The 14,418-nt window shown below is 65.8% G+C and carries 14 protein-coding genes; 6 read left to right on the top strand and 8 right to left on the bottom strand.

The annotated features are described in order from the left end of the window. Positions 1-27: 27 nt before the first annotated feature. On the bottom strand, positions 28-426 hold the full coding sequence (locus AC1RMD_RS11065; RefSeq protein WP_492926550.1) for a hypothetical protein: 399 nt from the start codon (positions 424-426) through the stop codon (positions 28-30). Between the two features lie 358 nt (positions 427-784). On the opposite strand from AC1RMD_RS11065, the gene AC1RMD_RS11060 reads away from it, so the two are divergent. From AC1RMD_RS11060 to AC1RMD_RS11050, 3 genes are all read left to right on the top strand, one after another. Then, positions 785-2,008 carry a DUF4382 domain-containing protein gene (locus AC1RMD_RS11060; RefSeq protein WP_492926549.1) on the top strand — a complete coding sequence of 408 codons (1,224 nt, stop codon included), beginning with the start codon at positions 785-787 and terminating at the stop codon, positions 2,006-2,008. A 156-nt stretch (positions 2,009-2,164) separates the two neighbouring features. Then, a complete protein-coding gene (locus AC1RMD_RS11055) occupies positions 2,165-2,389 on the top strand; it encodes a hypothetical protein (protein ID WP_492926547.1) in 225 nt (74 codons plus the stop codon). A 2-nt stretch (positions 2,390-2,391) separates the two neighbouring features. Then, positions 2,392-2,622, top strand: a complete 231-nt coding sequence (locus tag AC1RMD_RS11050) for a type II toxin-antitoxin system HicB family antitoxin (protein WP_492926545.1) — start codon at positions 2,392-2,394, stop codon at positions 2,620-2,622. A gap of 11 nt (positions 2,623-2,633) precedes the next feature. On the opposite strand, the gene AC1RMD_RS11045 is transcribed toward AC1RMD_RS11050, so the two are convergent. Together AC1RMD_RS11045 and AC1RMD_RS11040 are read right to left on the bottom strand one after the other, a co-directional pair. Continuing rightward, positions 2,634-3,449 (bottom strand): crotonase/enoyl-CoA hydratase family protein, encoded by an 816-nt coding sequence (locus AC1RMD_RS11045; protein ID WP_492926543.1) that lies wholly within the window; start codon positions 3,447-3,449, stop codon positions 2,634-2,636. A gap of 99 nt (positions 3,450-3,548) precedes the next feature. Then, complete coding sequence (locus AC1RMD_RS11040) at positions 3,549-5,108, bottom strand: M28 family metallopeptidase (protein WP_492926541.1); 1,560 nt, start codon at positions 5,106-5,108, stop codon at positions 3,549-3,551. 187 nt (positions 5,109-5,295) lie between these two features. Between AC1RMD_RS11040 and AC1RMD_RS11035 the strand changes: the two genes are divergently transcribed. Beyond that, on the top strand, positions 5,296-8,091 hold the full coding sequence (locus tag AC1RMD_RS11035) for a valine--tRNA ligase (RefSeq protein ID WP_492926539.1): 2,796 nt from the start codon (positions 5,296-5,298) through the stop codon (positions 8,089-8,091). A 104-nt stretch (positions 8,092-8,195) separates the two neighbouring features. On the opposite strand, the gene AC1RMD_RS11030 is transcribed toward AC1RMD_RS11035, so the two are convergent. Beyond that, positions 8,196-8,621: an Lrp/AsnC family transcriptional regulator gene (locus tag AC1RMD_RS11030; RefSeq protein WP_492926537.1), complete on the bottom strand. Its 426-nt coding sequence runs from the start codon at positions 8,619-8,621 to the stop codon at positions 8,196-8,198. A gap of 123 nt (positions 8,622-8,744) precedes the next feature. Here AC1RMD_RS11030 and AC1RMD_RS11025 point away from each other — a divergent pair, with 123 nt between their 5' ends. Continuing rightward, the gene (locus AC1RMD_RS11025; RefSeq protein WP_492926535.1) at positions 8,745-10,349 is read left to right on the top strand and encodes a phytoene desaturase family protein; all 1,605 of its coding nucleotides are present in this window, start codon (positions 8,745-8,747) and stop codon (positions 10,347-10,349) included. On the opposite strand, the gene AC1RMD_RS11020 is transcribed toward AC1RMD_RS11025, so the two are convergent. The 3 genes from AC1RMD_RS11020 to AC1RMD_RS11010 are packed head-to-tail and all read right to left on the bottom strand — an operon-like array spanning position 10,350 to position 12,923. Next, entirely contained in the window at positions 10,350-11,318 is a 969-nt protein-coding gene (locus AC1RMD_RS11020) for a threo-3-hydroxy-L-aspartate ammonia-lyase (protein WP_492926533.1), read from the bottom strand. It abuts the gene before it with no gap. Between the two features lie 14 nt (positions 11,319-11,332). Further along, positions 11,333-12,307: an ornithine cyclodeaminase family protein gene (locus tag AC1RMD_RS11015; protein WP_492926531.1), complete on the bottom strand. Its 975-nt coding sequence runs from the start codon at positions 12,305-12,307 to the stop codon at positions 11,333-11,335. Continuing rightward, complete coding sequence (locus AC1RMD_RS11010) at positions 12,297-12,923, bottom strand: helix-turn-helix transcriptional regulator (protein ID WP_492926529.1); 627 nt, start codon at positions 12,921-12,923, stop codon at positions 12,297-12,299. The genes AC1RMD_RS11015 and AC1RMD_RS11010 overlap by 11 nt, the downstream gene beginning before the upstream one ends. 108 nt (positions 12,924-13,031) lie before the next feature. On the opposite strand from AC1RMD_RS11010, the gene AC1RMD_RS11005 reads away from it, so the two are divergent. Beyond that, positions 13,032-13,481 (top strand): DUF2147 domain-containing protein, encoded by a 450-nt coding sequence (locus AC1RMD_RS11005; RefSeq protein WP_492926527.1) that lies wholly within the window; start codon positions 13,032-13,034, stop codon positions 13,479-13,481. A gap of 44 nt (positions 13,482-13,525) precedes the next feature. Here the strand turns inward: AC1RMD_RS11005 and AC1RMD_RS11000 are convergent, their stop codons facing one another. After that, entirely contained in the window at positions 13,526-14,356 is an 831-nt protein-coding gene (locus AC1RMD_RS11000) for a spondin domain-containing protein (protein ID WP_492926525.1), read from the bottom strand. Between the last annotated feature and the right edge of the window lie 62 nt (positions 14,357-14,418).

Genomic DNA, 14,418 nt, shown 5'->3' with positions numbered 1-14,418 from the left:
GCGCGACCGACGGCGTACAGGCCGGCACTAGCGCGACGGCGCGGTCTGATAAATGGTCGCCGCCCACGGGCCGGCCGGCCGGCCGGCGCAGGCGTAAGTGCCCTCGGCGCTGCCGACGCGGATGGTGCCGGTATAGGTGCAGCCGCCGGCGGCGGAACCGCCGGCGCGGGTGATCTGCACCTGGTTGCCGGAGATGGAAATAATGATGCTAGGTTCCTGCAACTGCTGGCCGTTGGGATTGCGGAAAGTGCCGCTGAAATTGGGGCCGGATTGCTGCACCCAATCCCAGGTCCAGCCGCAACACTCGGTGCCGTGCCAGTGGCGCCCGCGCATCGCCTCCATCGCGCCCGGCAGGTTCTGCTGGGCCAGGGCGGCGCCCGCCAACACCGCCGCCGCTACTGCGCACACCCATGTCGTTCGCGTCATCATCGCCTCCGTGGTGGTATCAACAGGATGGCCGCGCCGCCGGGCTTGGCCTGTTAGCTAGTCTAGTGCCGCCGCCGGCGCGGCGCAACGGCGGCGACGCGCCGATCATGCCGGCCAGCCCGGCGCCCGCCGGAAACCGCTGCCGCTGTCACCACGAAACAACAGCCGGCGGGGTGGATTGCATCATGCCCGGCAGCCGTCGCCCAAATTCAACGAGCTGATGTGTAACAAATGTAAGAGGCGGGCGCTATGTGAGGCATCCAACATAGGAGTTTCCAAAAGGAATACACAATATCCACACAGCGACACCTGCGTCGCCACAACAAGCGCCCTACGCGCGATTATCGGGAGAACCATCATGAAGTCAGCACACCCAAGCATTTACCTGGCCGCCGTCGCGGCCTTCACCGCGGCCGGCCTGAGCGCCTGTGGCGGTGGCGGCGGCAGCAGCGGCGCCAGCACGCCGGTCAGCACGCTGGGCACGCTGTCGGTGTCGATGACGGACGCGCCGGCGTGCGGTTTCGACGCCGTCAACGTCACCGTCAGCAAGGTGCGGGTCCACCAGAGCAGCAGCGCCAGCGACACCGACGCCGGCTGGGCCGACATCACGCTGGCCCCGTCCCGCAAGATCAACCTGCTCACCTTGACCAACGGCGCGCTGGAGTCGCTGGGGCAAACCTCGCTCAGCGCCGGCCGCTACACGCAGCTGCGGCTGGTGCTCGATCCCAACACCGGCACCGGCCTGGCCAACTCCGTGATCGTCAGCGGCGGCACCACCGAGGTTTCGCTCGACACGCCGAGCGCGGTGCAGAGCGGCATCAAGCTGGTCAATTCCTTCGATGTCGCCGCCGGCCAGCGGGTCGACCTGGTGCTGGACTTCGACGCCTGCAAATCCATCGTCACCAAGGGCAACGGCAAGTACGCGCTGAAGCCGGTGGTGAAGGTCATTCCGACCACGCTCAACGGCATCGGCGGCTTTGTCTCGACCGCGCTGCTGGGCAGGCACGTGATGGTGTCGGCGCAGCAGAACGGCGCCATCGTCAGCGCCACCACGCCCAACGCCACCACCGGTGAATTCACGCTGAGCCGCCTGCCGCTGGGCAATTACGACGTGGTGGTCACGGCCGACAGCAGCGCCGCCGCCGTGGTCGGCGCGGTGCCGGTCACCAGCACCTCGGCCACGGTCGCCATCAGCACCGCCGCCGCGCCGATCGCGCTGCCGGCCAGCGTCACCGGCAGCATCGCCGGCGCCGTCACGCTGACCCCGGCCAGCAGCACCGCCACCGCCTATGTCGCGGCCAAGCAAAGCTTCGCGGCCGGGCCGACCGTGACCGTCAAGTACCAGGGCGCCGACCTGGCCAGCGGCAGCTACACGCTGGCCGGCCTGCCGGTCGGCGCGCCACAGTACGCGCCGTACAGCGCCACGCTGCCGCTGCAATTCGCCAGCGCCGCCACGGTGCTGCCGGGCGCCGGCAAATACATGGCCGAGGCCAGCGCCGAGGGCTACACCACGGCCAGCGTGCCGCTGGTCGACATCTCGCTGCTCAACCAGAGCAACGTCAACTTCAACCTCAAGCCGTAAACGCGTCCTCCCGGCTTGCCCTGCCAACTGGAGGGCAAGCCCGGCGACCTGCTCCGCTAGCGGTCGACGGTCCACGCCCCTCTGCGCGGCAGCAAAACATCCAACCGAAAAATCGGCTCTGATATCGAGAGTTAACCTCGCATCGAGAGCCATGTGATGAACACTGCGGAAAAACTGTTTGCCGCCATGCGCGCAAACCCACAAAACTGGCATCTGCGCGACCTTCAAATGGTCGCAAAACGGCGTAATATGACTTGGCATATGGCCGGAAGCCATTGCGTGTTCAGACGGCCGGACGGCGAGATACTATCGATTCCGACCCATCGCATCATCAAAGCGTTTTACTTGCGCCAGTTCGTTTTGTTTGCCGAGGGAATGTGAACATGGACATCCTTGACGAGTACCCTTACGAGATCCGTCCGCTGACCCACGACGAGGGAGGCGGATTCCTGATCACCTATACCGATTTCTGGGGATGTTTCTCCGATGGCGAGACCGTCGAAGAAGCCATCATCAACGGTCGCGACGCACTGGCCGCGACCATTGAAGCCTTGCGGGCTGAGAACCTGCCCATCCCTGCTCCGCACAGCCGGAAAAACCGGAAGGCCGGGTAAGGCGCGCCGCGCTAGTCCTTGAACGTCGGCGGCCGCTTGCTCATGCCCGACATCATGGCTTCCTGCAGGTCGGCCGACATCAGCATGGCCGCGTTCCAGGTGGCGTTGTAGTTGAGGCCGTCCGCCACCGAGTGGTCGCGCGCGTAGGAGATCATTTCCTTCACGCCGCGGATCGCCAGCGGCGCCTTGGCCGCGATCTCGGCGGCGAGCGCGCGCACGCCGGCGCCCAGCGCCTCCGGCGTGTCGAACACGCGGTTGACCAGGCGGATATCCTTCGCCTCGGCGGCATCGACCTTGCGCGCGGTGTAGGCCAGCTCGCGCGCCATGCCGTCGCCGATCAGCTTGGGCAGGCGCTGCAAGGTGCCGACGTCGGCGGTCATGCCGATGTCGATTTCCTTGATGGTGAACCAGGCGTCGGCCGAGCAGTAGCGCATGTCGGCGCAGCAGATCAGGTCGATGCCGCCGCCGACGCAGGCGCCGTGCACGGCCGCCAGCACCGGCTTGCGGCAGCGTTCCAGGCTGGTCAGCGTGTCCTGCAGGTCGAGGATCACGCGCCGCAGGTTCTCGCGCGTGCGGCCGTCGCAGTCGTCGCGGATCTGCGGACCCAGGCCCATCATCATCTGCAGGTCGATGCCGGCGGTGAAGGCCTTGCCCTCGCCCTCCAGCACCGCCACCCGGATCTCCGGCGTGGCGTCGATGTGCTGGAACACGCTGCGGATGTCGTGCCACATCGCCAGGTTCATGGCGTTCAATTTCTCGGGACGGTTCAGGCGCACGGTGGCGATATGGTCGGCAACGCTGAGGGTCAAGGTTTCAAAGCTGGGCATCGGGGTCTCCTGTTGTGTATTGCTCAAGAATACTCCAGATGGGGCGGCCGCAACAAGCCGGCCGCCCCGTCCCGTAATGCCGCCCATTGGGCGACATTACTACTGCGGCGTGTAGGTCACGGTCAGCGTGTAGCTGGAGGCCGTGTAGCCGTTCAGCAGCACATAGGCGTTGCCGTTGGCGGCGTAGGACAGGGTGCAGCTCTCGGTGCTGGTCGGGCCGTCGGACTTGCAGTCGTAGCTGGTGGTGCTGGCGGGGCCGGCCTTGCGCACATACAGGTCGGTGTCGCCGGTGCCGCTGAGCGTGGCCTTGAAGCTGCCGTTGGCGGCCACCTTGTACGGGCCGTAGGCGCGGGTCTGGCCCCTGCTCAGGCTGCCGGTGAAGGTTTCGGTGCGGTCGGCCGGCGGCGTCACGCCGCCGCCGTCGCTGCCCAGCTCGACCGCGTAGGCCAGCGCCATGCGCGCGAACTTGAGCGCGTGGTCGGCCTGGTTGCCGGTGTTGGCGTAGGTGTCGTTGGCAGTGTGGATGTAGGGATCGTCCTCGCCCATCGCCGCCTCGAACGGCATCGACGACCAGTAGCCGGCCGAGGTCCACGACGCATGGTCGGAGCAGGCGTAGCCGCAGCGGTCGTAGCCGATCTTCAGGGTCGGCAGGTAGGTCGTGATCAGGTTGCCGAGGAAGGTGTTCTGCGCGCTGTCGGTGTAGTCGGTGTACAGGTAGATGTCGTTGACCGAGCCCTTGTAGTTGGTCATGTCGAGCTGCATCACGCCGACCACGTTGACGTTGTTGGCCTTGTGGTTCTGGGCGATGTCCTGCGAGCCGCGCAGGCCCACTTCCTCGGCGGCGTAGCCGATCATCTTGATGGTGCGGCGCGGCTTGTAGCCGCTGGCGACCATCACCCGCAGCACCTCGGTCATGGTGGCGATGCCGGAGGCGTCGTCGTCGGCGCCGGGGGCCCGGGTGGTCTCGCTGGTGCCGGACTGGTTGATCGAATCGAGGTGGCCGCCCAGCACCACCACTTCGTTCGGGTTGTCGCTGCCGGTGATGGTCAGGATCACCGACTTCTGCGGGTAGGCCGAGTGCGTGTACTGGCTGACGGCGATGTCGCTGCGGCCGGCCGCCATGCTGGTCCAGCGCTGCTTGAGCCAGTTCGACGCGTTGACGCCGTTGTTGGTGGTGTAGTAGCGGTTGGCGTAGGACGACATGTCGACGATGGTCTGGCCGATGTTACTGGCCTGCATTTGCGTCAGCATGGGGTTGACCACGCTCTGCTGGTCGATCACGTAGGACGGCCGCACGGCGGCCAGTTGCGCGACGCGGGCCTGGTCCACGGCCTTGGCCGGACTCAGCGCGGCGATGCCGGCCGCCTCGCTGGCGTGGAACATGAAGCCGCCGCAGCGGCGCAGCTTGCGGTGCACGGCGGCCGACAGCGCCAGCATCTGCTGCTCGTCGACTTCGACCAGGTGCAGTTTCTCCTGGCCGGCCGAGGCCGCGAAGCTGGCGCGGCTTTCGCGCGCCAGCGCCCGTGGCGCCACTTTCTGCAATTGCGCATAGGCGGCGTCGCCGACGCTGATCCAGATCTTGTCGGATTGGGCCAGCGCGGAGGCCGATGCGCCGGCGAATAAGCCAGCGATCAGCACAGCAATGATGCGAGTTGTCATTTCCGTCTCCATATTAAAAAAACATTATTAGGAGGGGCAACGTTATGCTCTTCGTGGAGGCGAGTCAAAAAACTTGCGTAATTCGACATCCGGGCGGGAAATGTCCAGAGTTTAACAAGCGGCGATCTGCTCATGGCTTGCCGGGTCATCTATAATGGCTGTTTTCCCAAATTTAATCTGCCAAATCATGGAATTAGCCAAGTCTTTCGAGCCTGCCGACATTGAACAATTCTGGCGTACCGAGTGGGAACAGCGCGGTTACTACACCGCCACCCTCGACGCCGGCAAACCTTCTTTCAGCACCCAGCTGCCGCCGCCGAACGTGACCGGCACCCTGCACATGGGCCATGCCTTCAACCAGACCATCATGGACGGCCTGACCCGCTACCATCGCATGCTGGGCCATAACACCGCCTGGATCCCGGGCACCGACCACGCCGGCATCGCCACCCAGATCGTGGTGGAGCGCCAGCTGGACGCGCAGAAAATCTCGCGCCACGACCTCGGCCGCGAAGCGTTCGTCAAGAAAGTCTGGGAGTGGAAAGAGAAATCCGGCTCCACCATCACCGGCCAGATGCGCCGCCTGGGCACCTCGCCGGACTGGCAGCGCGAATACTTCACGATGGACGAGCCGCGCTCGAAGGTCGTCACCGACGTCTTCGTGCGCCTGCACGAGCAAGGCCTGATCTACCGCGGCAAGCGCCTGGTCAACTGGGATCCGGTGCTGGGCACCGCCGTCTCCGACCTGGAAGTGGTGTCGGAGGAAGAAGACGGTTCGATGTGGTACATCAAGTACCCGCTGGCCGACGGCAGCGGCACGCTGACCGTGGCCACCACCCGTCCTGAAACCATGCTGGGCGACGTCGCCGTGGCGGTGGACCCGACCGACGAGCGCTACCTGCCGCTGGTCGGCAAGATGCTCAAGCTGCCGCTGACGGAGCGCGAAATCCCGATCATCGCCGACGAATACGTCGACAAGGAATTCGGCACCGGCTGCGTCAAGATCACCCCTGCGCACGACCTGAACGACTACGCGGTCGGCCAGCGTCACCAGTTGCCGCTGCTGACCATCATGACCTTGGAAGCCAAGATCAACGACGAAGCACCGGTGGCCTACCGCGGCATGGACCGTTTCGTGGCGCGCAAGCAGATCGTCGCCGACCTCGACGCGCTGGGCCTGCTGGAACAAGTCAAGCCGCACAAGCTGATGGTGCCGCGCGGCGACCGCACCGGCGTCATCATCGAACCGCTGCTGACCGACCAATGGTTCGTCGCCATGAGCAAGCCGGCGCCGGAAGGCACTTTCTTCCCGGGCAAGTCGATCGCCGAAACCGCGCTGGACAAGGTCGCCAACGGCGAGATCAAGTTCGTGCCGGAAAACTGGAGCACCACCTACAACCAGTGGCTCAACAACATCCAGGACTGGTGCATCTCGCGCCAGCTGTGGTGGGGCCACCAGATCCCGGCCTGGTACGACGACGCCGGCAACATCTTCGTCGCCAAGACCGAGGCCGAAGCGATCGCGCAAGCGGCCGCCAAGGGCAGCACCGGCCCGCTGCGCCGCGACAACGACGTGCTCGACACGTGGTTCTCGTCCGCGCTGGTGCCGTTCTCCACGCTCGGCTGGCCGGAAGAAACGCCCGACATCAAGGCCTTCCTGCCGTCGTCGGTGCTGGTGACCGGCTTCGACATCATCTTCTTCTGGGTGGCGCGCATGGTCATGATGACCGCGCACTTCACCGGCAAAGTACCATTTGAAACGGTGTACGTGCACGGCCTGGTGCGCGACTCGACCGGCCAGAAGATGTCCAAGTCCAAGGGCAACACGCTGGACCCGATCGACCTGATCGACGGCATCGGCATCGATGCGCTGGTGCAGAAACGCACCACCGGCCTGATGAACCCGAGAGATGCCGCCAAGATCGAAAAAGCCACCCGCAAGGAGTTCCCGGAGGGGATCGCCGCCTACGGCACCGATGCGGTGCGCTTCACGATGGCGTCCTACGCCTCGCTGGGCCGCAACATCAACTTCGACCTGGGCCGGGCCGAAGGCTACCGCAACTTCTGCAACAAGCTGTGGAACGCCACCCGCTTCGTGCTGATGAACACCGAGGACAAGGATTGCTCGGCCAGCGTGGCCGACCTGTCGAACGCCGACAAGTGGATCATCTCGCTGCTGCAAAAAGCCGAATTGGACGTGGCCAAGGGCTTCGAAGACTACCGCTTCGACAACATCGCCTCGACCATCTACAAGTTCGTCTGGGACGAGTACTGCGACTGGTATCTGGAAGTGGCCAAGGTCCAGGTCCAGAGCGGCACCGAAGGCCAGCAGCGCGCCACCCGCCACACGCTGCTGCGCGTGCTGGAAGTGGTGCTGCGCCTGGCGCATCCGATCATTCCGTTCGTCACCGAAGCGCTGTGGCAGGCTGTCGCGCCGCTGGCCGGCAAGACGGGCGACTCGATCATGATGCAGCCCTACCCGATCGCCAACACCGCCGCCATCGACGAATCGGCCGAGGCCTGGATGCAGCAGCTGAAGGCGCTGACCGACGCGACCCGCAACCTGCGCGGCGAAATGCAGCTGGCGCCGTCGCTGCGCGTACCGCTGATCGTCGAGCCGACCAATGCGGCCGACAAGGCGGCGATGGAGGTGTTCGCACCGTACATCCAGTCGCTGGGCAAGCTGGCCGAAGTGCAGATCGTCGACGCGCTGCCGGAATCGCCGGCCGCCGTGTCGATCGTCGGCACGACCAAGCTGATGCTGAAGGTGGAGATCGACGTGAAGGCCGAGCGCGAGCGCCTGGCCAAGGAGATCGCCCGCGTTGAAGGCGAGATCAACAAGGCCAACGGCAAGCTGTCGAACGAAAGCTTCGTCGCCCGCGCGCCGGCCGAGGTGGTGGCGCAGGAAAAGGAACGCGTCGCCAACTTCTCGGCCACGCTGGACAAGATGCGCGAGCAGTTCGCCAAGCTGCCGGCTGCCTAGTCAAAAACCAAGGGGGTCAAGTCTGACATTCGGACACGGGCTCTGCCGTAGCCAAGCGCTACGGCAGAGCCCGTGTCCGAATGTCAGACTTGACCCCCGTTTTTTTAGCGGTCGATGCGGGTCGTCATCAGGATCGAGGTGGCGGTGCGCTCCACGCCGTCGAGCGCGCCGATGCGGTCGACCACGCCGTCCAGCTCCTCCACCGAGCCGGCTTCCACGCCGGCGATGAAATCGTATATACCGTTTACAGAATGCAGCGTGCGCACGTGCGCGACCTTGCGCAAGGCGCTTTCGATGCCGGGCGTCAGTTTGGGCGTGGCCGTGATCATCACCAGCGCCCGCACCAGTCCGGCGCGATAGTCGGCGCTGGTACGCACCGTGTAGCCGATCACGACGCCGGAACGCTGCAGCCGGTCAATCCGGCTTTGCACCGTCGTGCGCGACAGGCCAAGCTTGCGCGCCAGCTCGCTGGTGGTGGCGCGCGCATTTTCGCGCAGCAAAGCAAGCAATTGCTGGTCGATGTCGTCCATCTTTTCCTTTTGCCGAGTTATTCGTCACTTTGCTCAGTATATTCCCGCAATTCGTCGGCTTGCGCAATGCAATTTGCCGACGCCGTCCGCACAATGATGCTACTGAATCCAAGGAGAGTAGCGATGCGCGACGTAATCATTATCGGCGGCGGCCACAACGGCCTGGTGTGTGCCCACTATCTGGCCAAAACCGGCTTGAAAGTCACGGTGCTGGAGCAGCGCGGCGTGGTCGGCGGCGCGGCGGTGACCGAGGAATTCCATCCGGGCTTCCGCAATTCCGTGGCCGCGTACACCGTGTCGCTGCTCAATCCCAAGGTGATCCGCGACCTGGAGCTGGTCAAGCATGGATTGAAGATCGTCGAACGCCCGCTGTCGAACTTCCTGCCGCTGGACGACGGCCGCTATCTGAAAATCGGCCCCGGCAAGACCGCCGGGGAAGTCGCCAAGTTCTCCCAGCGCGACGCCGACCGCCTGCAAGCCTATGGCGAACATCTGGAAGTCGCCGCCGAGCTGTTGCGCGACACGGTGCTGCAAACGCCGCCCAACCTGGTACAGGGCAACTGGCTCAGCGCGCTGCCGGAACTGATCAAGGCCGGCGGCCTGGGCAACCGCATGCGCAAGCTGCCGCTGGCCACCCAGCGCGAGCTGCTCGACCTGTTCACCAAATCGGCCGGCGACTACCTGGACGGCTGGTTCGAGAGCGCGCCGATCAAGGCCGCCTTCGGCTTCGACAGCATCGTCGGCAATTACGCCAGCCCGTACACGCCAGGTTCGGCCTACGTGCTGCTGCACCATGTGTTCGGCGAGGTGAACGGCAAGAAAGGCGCATGGGGCCACGCCATCGGTGGCATGGGCGCCATCACGCAGGCGATGGCCAGGGCGGCCGAGGTGCGCGGAGTCGAGATCCGCACCGGCTGCGGCGTCAGGGAAGTGCTGCTGGATAAAGGCCGCGCCGTGGGCGTGGTCACCACGCAAGGCGAGCGGCTCGACGCGCGGGTGGTGGTGTCCAACCTCAATCCACGCCTGCTGTACACGTCATTGGTCGATCCGGCCGCCCTGCCCGCCGACTTCCTGCGCCGCATGGAAGGCTGGCGCTGCGGCTCCGGCACCTTCCGCATGAACGTGGCGCTGTCGGAACTGCCGGACTTCAGCTGCCTGCCCGGCAAGACGATGGCGGAACATCATGGCAGCGGCATCATCATCGCCCCCAGCCTCGACTACATGGAGCGGGCCTACCACGACGCCCGCGCGCTGGGCTGGGCGCGCAAGCCCATCGTCGAAGTGCTGATCCCTTCGACGCTGGATCCGACTTTGGCGCCGCCCGGCCAACACGTGGCCAGCCTGTTCTGCCAGCACGTGGCGCCGCAGTTGCCCGACGGCGCCAGCTGGGATCAGCACCGCGACACCGTCGCCGACTTGATGATCGACACCGTCAACCACTACGCGCCCAACTTCAAGCAGTCGGTGCTGGGACGGCAGATCATGAGCCCACTCGACCTGGAACGCACCTTCGGCCTGGTCGGCGGCGACATCTTCCACGGCGCGCTGGGACTGGACCAGCTGTTCTCGGCGCGGCCGATGCTGGGCCACGCCGACTATCGCGGCCCGATCGCCGGGCTGTACACCTGCGGCGCCGGCACCCACCCGGGCGGCGGCGTGACCGGCGCGCCGGGACACAACGCGGCCCACGAAATCCTGCGCGACTTCAAGCAGAAAAAATACGCGTAGTTAATGCGCCAGCAAGGCGGCGTAACGGTCGATGTCGACGTTGCCGCCGCTGATGATGACGCCGATCCGCTTGCCTTGCAACTGGTCCTTCATCGCCCGCGCGGCGGCGAAGCCCAGGCAGCCGGTCGGCTCCACCACCATCTTCATGCGCGCCGCGATGAAGCGCATCTCGTGGCGCAGCTGCTCGTCGCTGACGGTCAGGATATCGTCCACATCGCGCTGGATGATGGGGAAGGTCAGGTTGCCCAGGTGCTGGGTCTGCGCGCCGTCGGCGATGGTCTTCGGCGTTTCGATGTGCACGATGCTGCCGCTGCGGAACGATTGCTGGCCGTCGTTGCCCGCTTCCGGCTCCACGCCGTAGATCCTGGTCGACGGCGAAATCGCGCGCGCCGCCAGCGCCGAGCCGCTCAGCAAACCGCCGCCGCCCAGGCACACGAACAGCGCGTCCAGATGGCCCACCGTCTCCAGCAATTCCTTGGCCGCCGTGCCCTGCCCGGCGATCACGTCCGGGTGGTCGTAGGGCGGGATCAGCGTCAGGCCGTGTTGCTGCGCCAGGTCGCGGCCGATCTGTTCGCGGTCTTCGGTGTAACGGTCGTAGCTCACCACTTGCGCGCCGTAGCCGCGGGTGGCGGCGACCTTGGAGGCCGGCGCGTCCAGCGGCATGACGATGGTGGCCGGAATGCCCAGCAGCCTGGCGGCCAGCGCGATCGCCTGCGCATGGTTGCCCGACGAGAACGCCACCACGCCGGCGCGGCGCTGCTCGGGCGTGAAGCGCGCCAAGGCGTTGTAGCCGCCGCGGAATTTGAACGCGCCCATGCGCTGCATGTTCTCGCATTTGAAGAACACCTCGGCGCCCAGTTCTTCATTGGCGGTGCGCGAGGTGGCCACCGGCGTGTGGTGGGCGTGGCCGGCGATGCGTTCCGACGCGGCCAGCACGTCGGCGTAGGTTGGGAGCTTCAGTTCGTTCATGGTATTCCTTGTCATTACCAGGGCCAGGCGATATTGGTGCCCGTGCCAGTTGCCAAAGCGCGCCGTTGCAGCATGCGCGCCACCGAAAGATCCTGCAGGGCGATGCCCGTCATGTCGAAGATGGTGATGGCGTCCGCCGCGATGCCGTGGCGCGCGGGCGCCTCGGCCGCCAGCAGCGCGCCGAATTCCTGCACCGGCGTTTGCGGCGCCCATTGCAGCTCGCCGATGCTGAGCGCCTGCGCCAGATCGTCGACCCAGGTGTGGGCCAGCGCCAGCATGCCTTCCGGCAGTTCGCGCTTGCCGCGCGTGTCGCTGCCGACGCAGTTCACATGGGTGCCGGGGCGCACCGCCTGCGCCGCGAACAGCGCGCCGCGTCCGGTGGTGGCGGTGATGACGATGTCGCTCGCCGCCACCGCCGCGTCGGCGCTGGCGCCGGGGGCGATGTCGCAGCGCGGCGCGAAGCGCGCTTCAAACTGCGGGTCGCGGCGGCCGTCGGAGGTCAGGTAGCGCACGCGCCGCAGGCCGGGCAGCACGCGCAGCGCGTACTCGACATGGGCCGTGCCCTGCACCCCGGTGCCGAATACGCACAGGCTGGTGCTGTCGGGCCGCGCCAGCGCCAGCAAGCCCAGGGCGCCGGCGGCGGCGGTGCGCGTGGTGGTGACGGCGTTGCCGTCGATCAGGCATTGCGGCCGGCCGCTGGCGGGATCGAACAGCATGATCGTGGCCTGGTGGCCGTCGGCGCCGTGCTGGCGGTTGCCGGGCCAGAAGCCGGCCGCCTTCATGCCCAGCAGGTCCTGCGTCATCACGCCGCCGGACTTGATGCCGAACACGCCGGCCGGCAGCGCCTCGCGCACCAGCGGGAAGATACGGCCGTCGCCGCTGGCGTGCAGCTGGAAGGACTCGCGCACGGCGGCCAGCACTTCGTCCGGCTGCAACAGCGCGGCGGCCTGGTCGCGGTCCAGTAACAGCAGTTGGGCGTTATCTGGCATCGTTGTACACCGTGGCGCGTGAGACGTTCAAATAATTGGCGACGATATCCATGGCGCGGCGCACATCGCCCAGGCCCGATTCCTTCAGCTCGCGCATCAGCGCCTTGCGCTCCTCGGCTTTCAGCGCGCGCGGCGTGGTGGCCAGGCGCGCGGCGAACTGGTCGATGCGGGCGCGGATGGCGTCGGCGCCGGCCGGCTCCAGCGTCTCGCGCACGGCGCTATCGTTGTCGACCGCGCTGAACTGGGTCAACAAGGTGTTCAGGCTGCGGAACACCGTCAGGTCGACATTCATGCACAGCGCGGCGACATACTTGCCTTCGCTGTCCTTGATGCCGATCGAGGTGCTCTTGGCGCGGCGGCCGTCGGCGAAGGTGTTGGGGTAGTTGGCGATCACCTGGGCGACGTCGGGATCGGCGGCGCGCGCCAGACCCAGCTCGGTGGCCGGCGCGCCGATGGCGCGGCCGGACAGGTTGTTGTGGATCGCCAGGATGGCGTGTTCGGGATCGGTCAGATCGTGCAGCACCACTTCGCAGAACGGCGCCAGGGTCTTGCCCAGGCCGTCGGCGACCTGCCGCATCTGTTCAAGCAGATTGTGCTGTTCGGGTGTCTTTTTCATTTACACATATTATCTTGTTTTAGATTATTTGTGTAAAAACCACGAAAATAGTACGACCGGTCATTTTTTTGCTACACTCGTCAGACAAAAAATAACCTGGAGACTCGCATGCGTACTTTGAAATTCCTCGGCCTGGCGGTTGCCGCCTTCCTGTCCATCGCCCCCGCCTTCGCCGACGACGCCTCGCCGATCGGCCTGTGGAAAAATATCGACGACAAGACCGGCAAGCCGAAAGCGCTGATCCGCGTCACCGAGACCAACGGCGTGCTGCAAGGCCAGATCGAGAAACTGTTCCGCGAGCCCAGCGAAGACCAGACGCCCAACTGCGAAAAGTGCCAGGACGCGCGCAAGGGCAAGCCGGTGATCGGCATGGTCATCATGTCCAACCTGAAGAAGGACGGCGACGGCTACAGCGGCGGCCAGATCCTCGACCCGGACAACGGCGAGACCTACAAGTGCAAGCTGCACCTGACCGACGGCGGCAAGAAGCTGAGCATGCGCGGCTACATCGGCGTGCCGATGCTGGGCCGTTCGCAGGTGTGGGTGCGCCAGGAATAACGCTCATCAATCAACGCACATGACATTCCCGGCGCTGCCTTAGCTTAGGCGCCGGTCCGCCGGCGGCGGCGGGCGATAACGCCCAGCATGCCGAGGCCGGCGAACAGCATCGCATACGTTTCCGGCTCCGGCACCGCCGCCACCGCGATATCCAGGCGGCCAAAGGCTTGCTGGTTATTGAAGTTCAGCGGTGTCCAGTCGAAATTGGCCGGCACGTAGTTGCCGTCGTCGACAAAGCTCAGGTAGGGATTGCCGGTCGCGACATGCACCACGCCAAGCTCGTCGATCCCCTGGTTCGGTCCGCTCTGGCCGCCGCCGATGCCGTAGGCGCCGTTGGCCAGCGAGTAGGCAAAGTTGTTCTGCTCGGTGCCGGCGTCGTACACCTGGCCGGCGCCGCCCAGCGCCAGCGACAGCCGGCCGCCCGCCGCCAGCGACGACAGGTCGATCGCCTTGGCGTTGTCATTCCCGATAAAGAAATCGTTGCTGAGCACGACCATCGCGGCGTAGCTCAGGTAGCGGTTGGCGCCGTTCAGGTCGACGTTGTGCAGCGTGAACGTGCTGCTGGCGCCCGGAAAGCGCGGGCCGTTCGGCAGCCTGGTCTGGCGGCCGCCTGCGACCTGGCTGGCGAAATTGGAGGTCAACACGCCGGCATTGCCGTCCTCGGCGGCGCGCTCGATCGCCACCGAGGACGCGCCGCCCACATCGAAGCTGTCGAAGCTGCCGTCATGCAAGCCCAGCCACAACGGCGCGACGCCGACACCGCCCACCGGCCCGGTGTTGGTAAAGGTGAAGGTGACGTCGGCCGCCTGGGCGGCGCAGGCGGACAGGCTGACGCTGGCGGCCAGCAAGGCCTTGGCGAGAATGTTAGGTTTCATTTGAGGTCTTCCTTGGTGAGGTGAACAGGATGCGGCGCGGTTGCGCGGCTCGTGTTGGTCAC

This window comes from Duganella sp. GW822-FHT06D06 (genome assembly GCF_058799615.1).
This window is presented reverse-complemented; position numbering and strand designations above follow the sequence as displayed.

Excerpts from the sequence above, each read along its gene's own strand:
- AC1RMD_RS11000 (WP_492926525.1), bottom strand. The coding sequence starts at position 14,356 with ATGAAACCTAACATTCTCGCCAAGGCCTTGCTGGCCGCCAGCGTCAGC.
- AC1RMD_RS11010 (WP_492926529.1), bottom strand. The coding sequence starts at position 12,923 with ATGAAAAAGACACCCGAACAGCACAATCTGCTTGAACAGATGCGGCAG.
- AC1RMD_RS11045 (WP_492926543.1), bottom strand. The coding sequence starts at position 3,449 with ATGCCCAGCTTTGAAACCTTGACCCTCAGCGTTGCCGACCATATCGCC.
- AC1RMD_RS11030 (WP_492926537.1), bottom strand. The coding sequence starts at position 8,621 with ATGGACGACATCGACCAGCAATTGCTTGCTTTGCTGCGCGAAAATGCG.
- AC1RMD_RS11050 (WP_492926545.1), top strand. The coding sequence starts at position 2,392 with ATGGACATCCTTGACGAGTACCCTTACGAGATCCGTCCGCTGACCCAC.
- AC1RMD_RS11005 (WP_492926527.1), top strand. The coding sequence starts at position 13,032 with ATGCGTACTTTGAAATTCCTCGGCCTGGCGGTTGCCGCCTTCCTGTCC.
- AC1RMD_RS11035 (WP_492926539.1), top strand. The coding sequence starts at position 5,296 with ATGGAATTAGCCAAGTCTTTCGAGCCTGCCGACATTGAACAATTCTGG.
- AC1RMD_RS11060 (WP_492926549.1), top strand. The coding sequence starts at position 785 with ATGAAGTCAGCACACCCAAGCATTTACCTGGCCGCCGTCGCGGCCTTC.
- AC1RMD_RS11055 (WP_492926547.1), top strand. The coding sequence starts at position 2,165 with ATGAACACTGCGGAAAAACTGTTTGCCGCCATGCGCGCAAACCCACAA.
- AC1RMD_RS11020 (WP_492926533.1), bottom strand. The coding sequence starts at position 11,318 with ATGAACGAACTGAAGCTCCCAACCTACGCCGACGTGCTGGCCGCGTCG.
- AC1RMD_RS11065 (WP_492926550.1), bottom strand. The coding sequence starts at position 426 with ATGACGCGAACGACATGGGTGTGCGCAGTAGCGGCGGCGGTGTTGGCG.
- AC1RMD_RS11015 (WP_492926531.1), bottom strand. The coding sequence starts at position 12,307 with ATGCCAGATAACGCCCAACTGCTGTTACTGGACCGCGACCAGGCCGCC.
- AC1RMD_RS11025 (WP_492926535.1), top strand. The coding sequence starts at position 8,745 with ATGCGCGACGTAATCATTATCGGCGGCGGCCACAACGGCCTGGTGTGT.
- AC1RMD_RS11040 (WP_492926541.1), bottom strand. The coding sequence starts at position 5,108 with ATGACAACTCGCATCATTGCTGTGCTGATCGCTGGCTTATTCGCCGGC.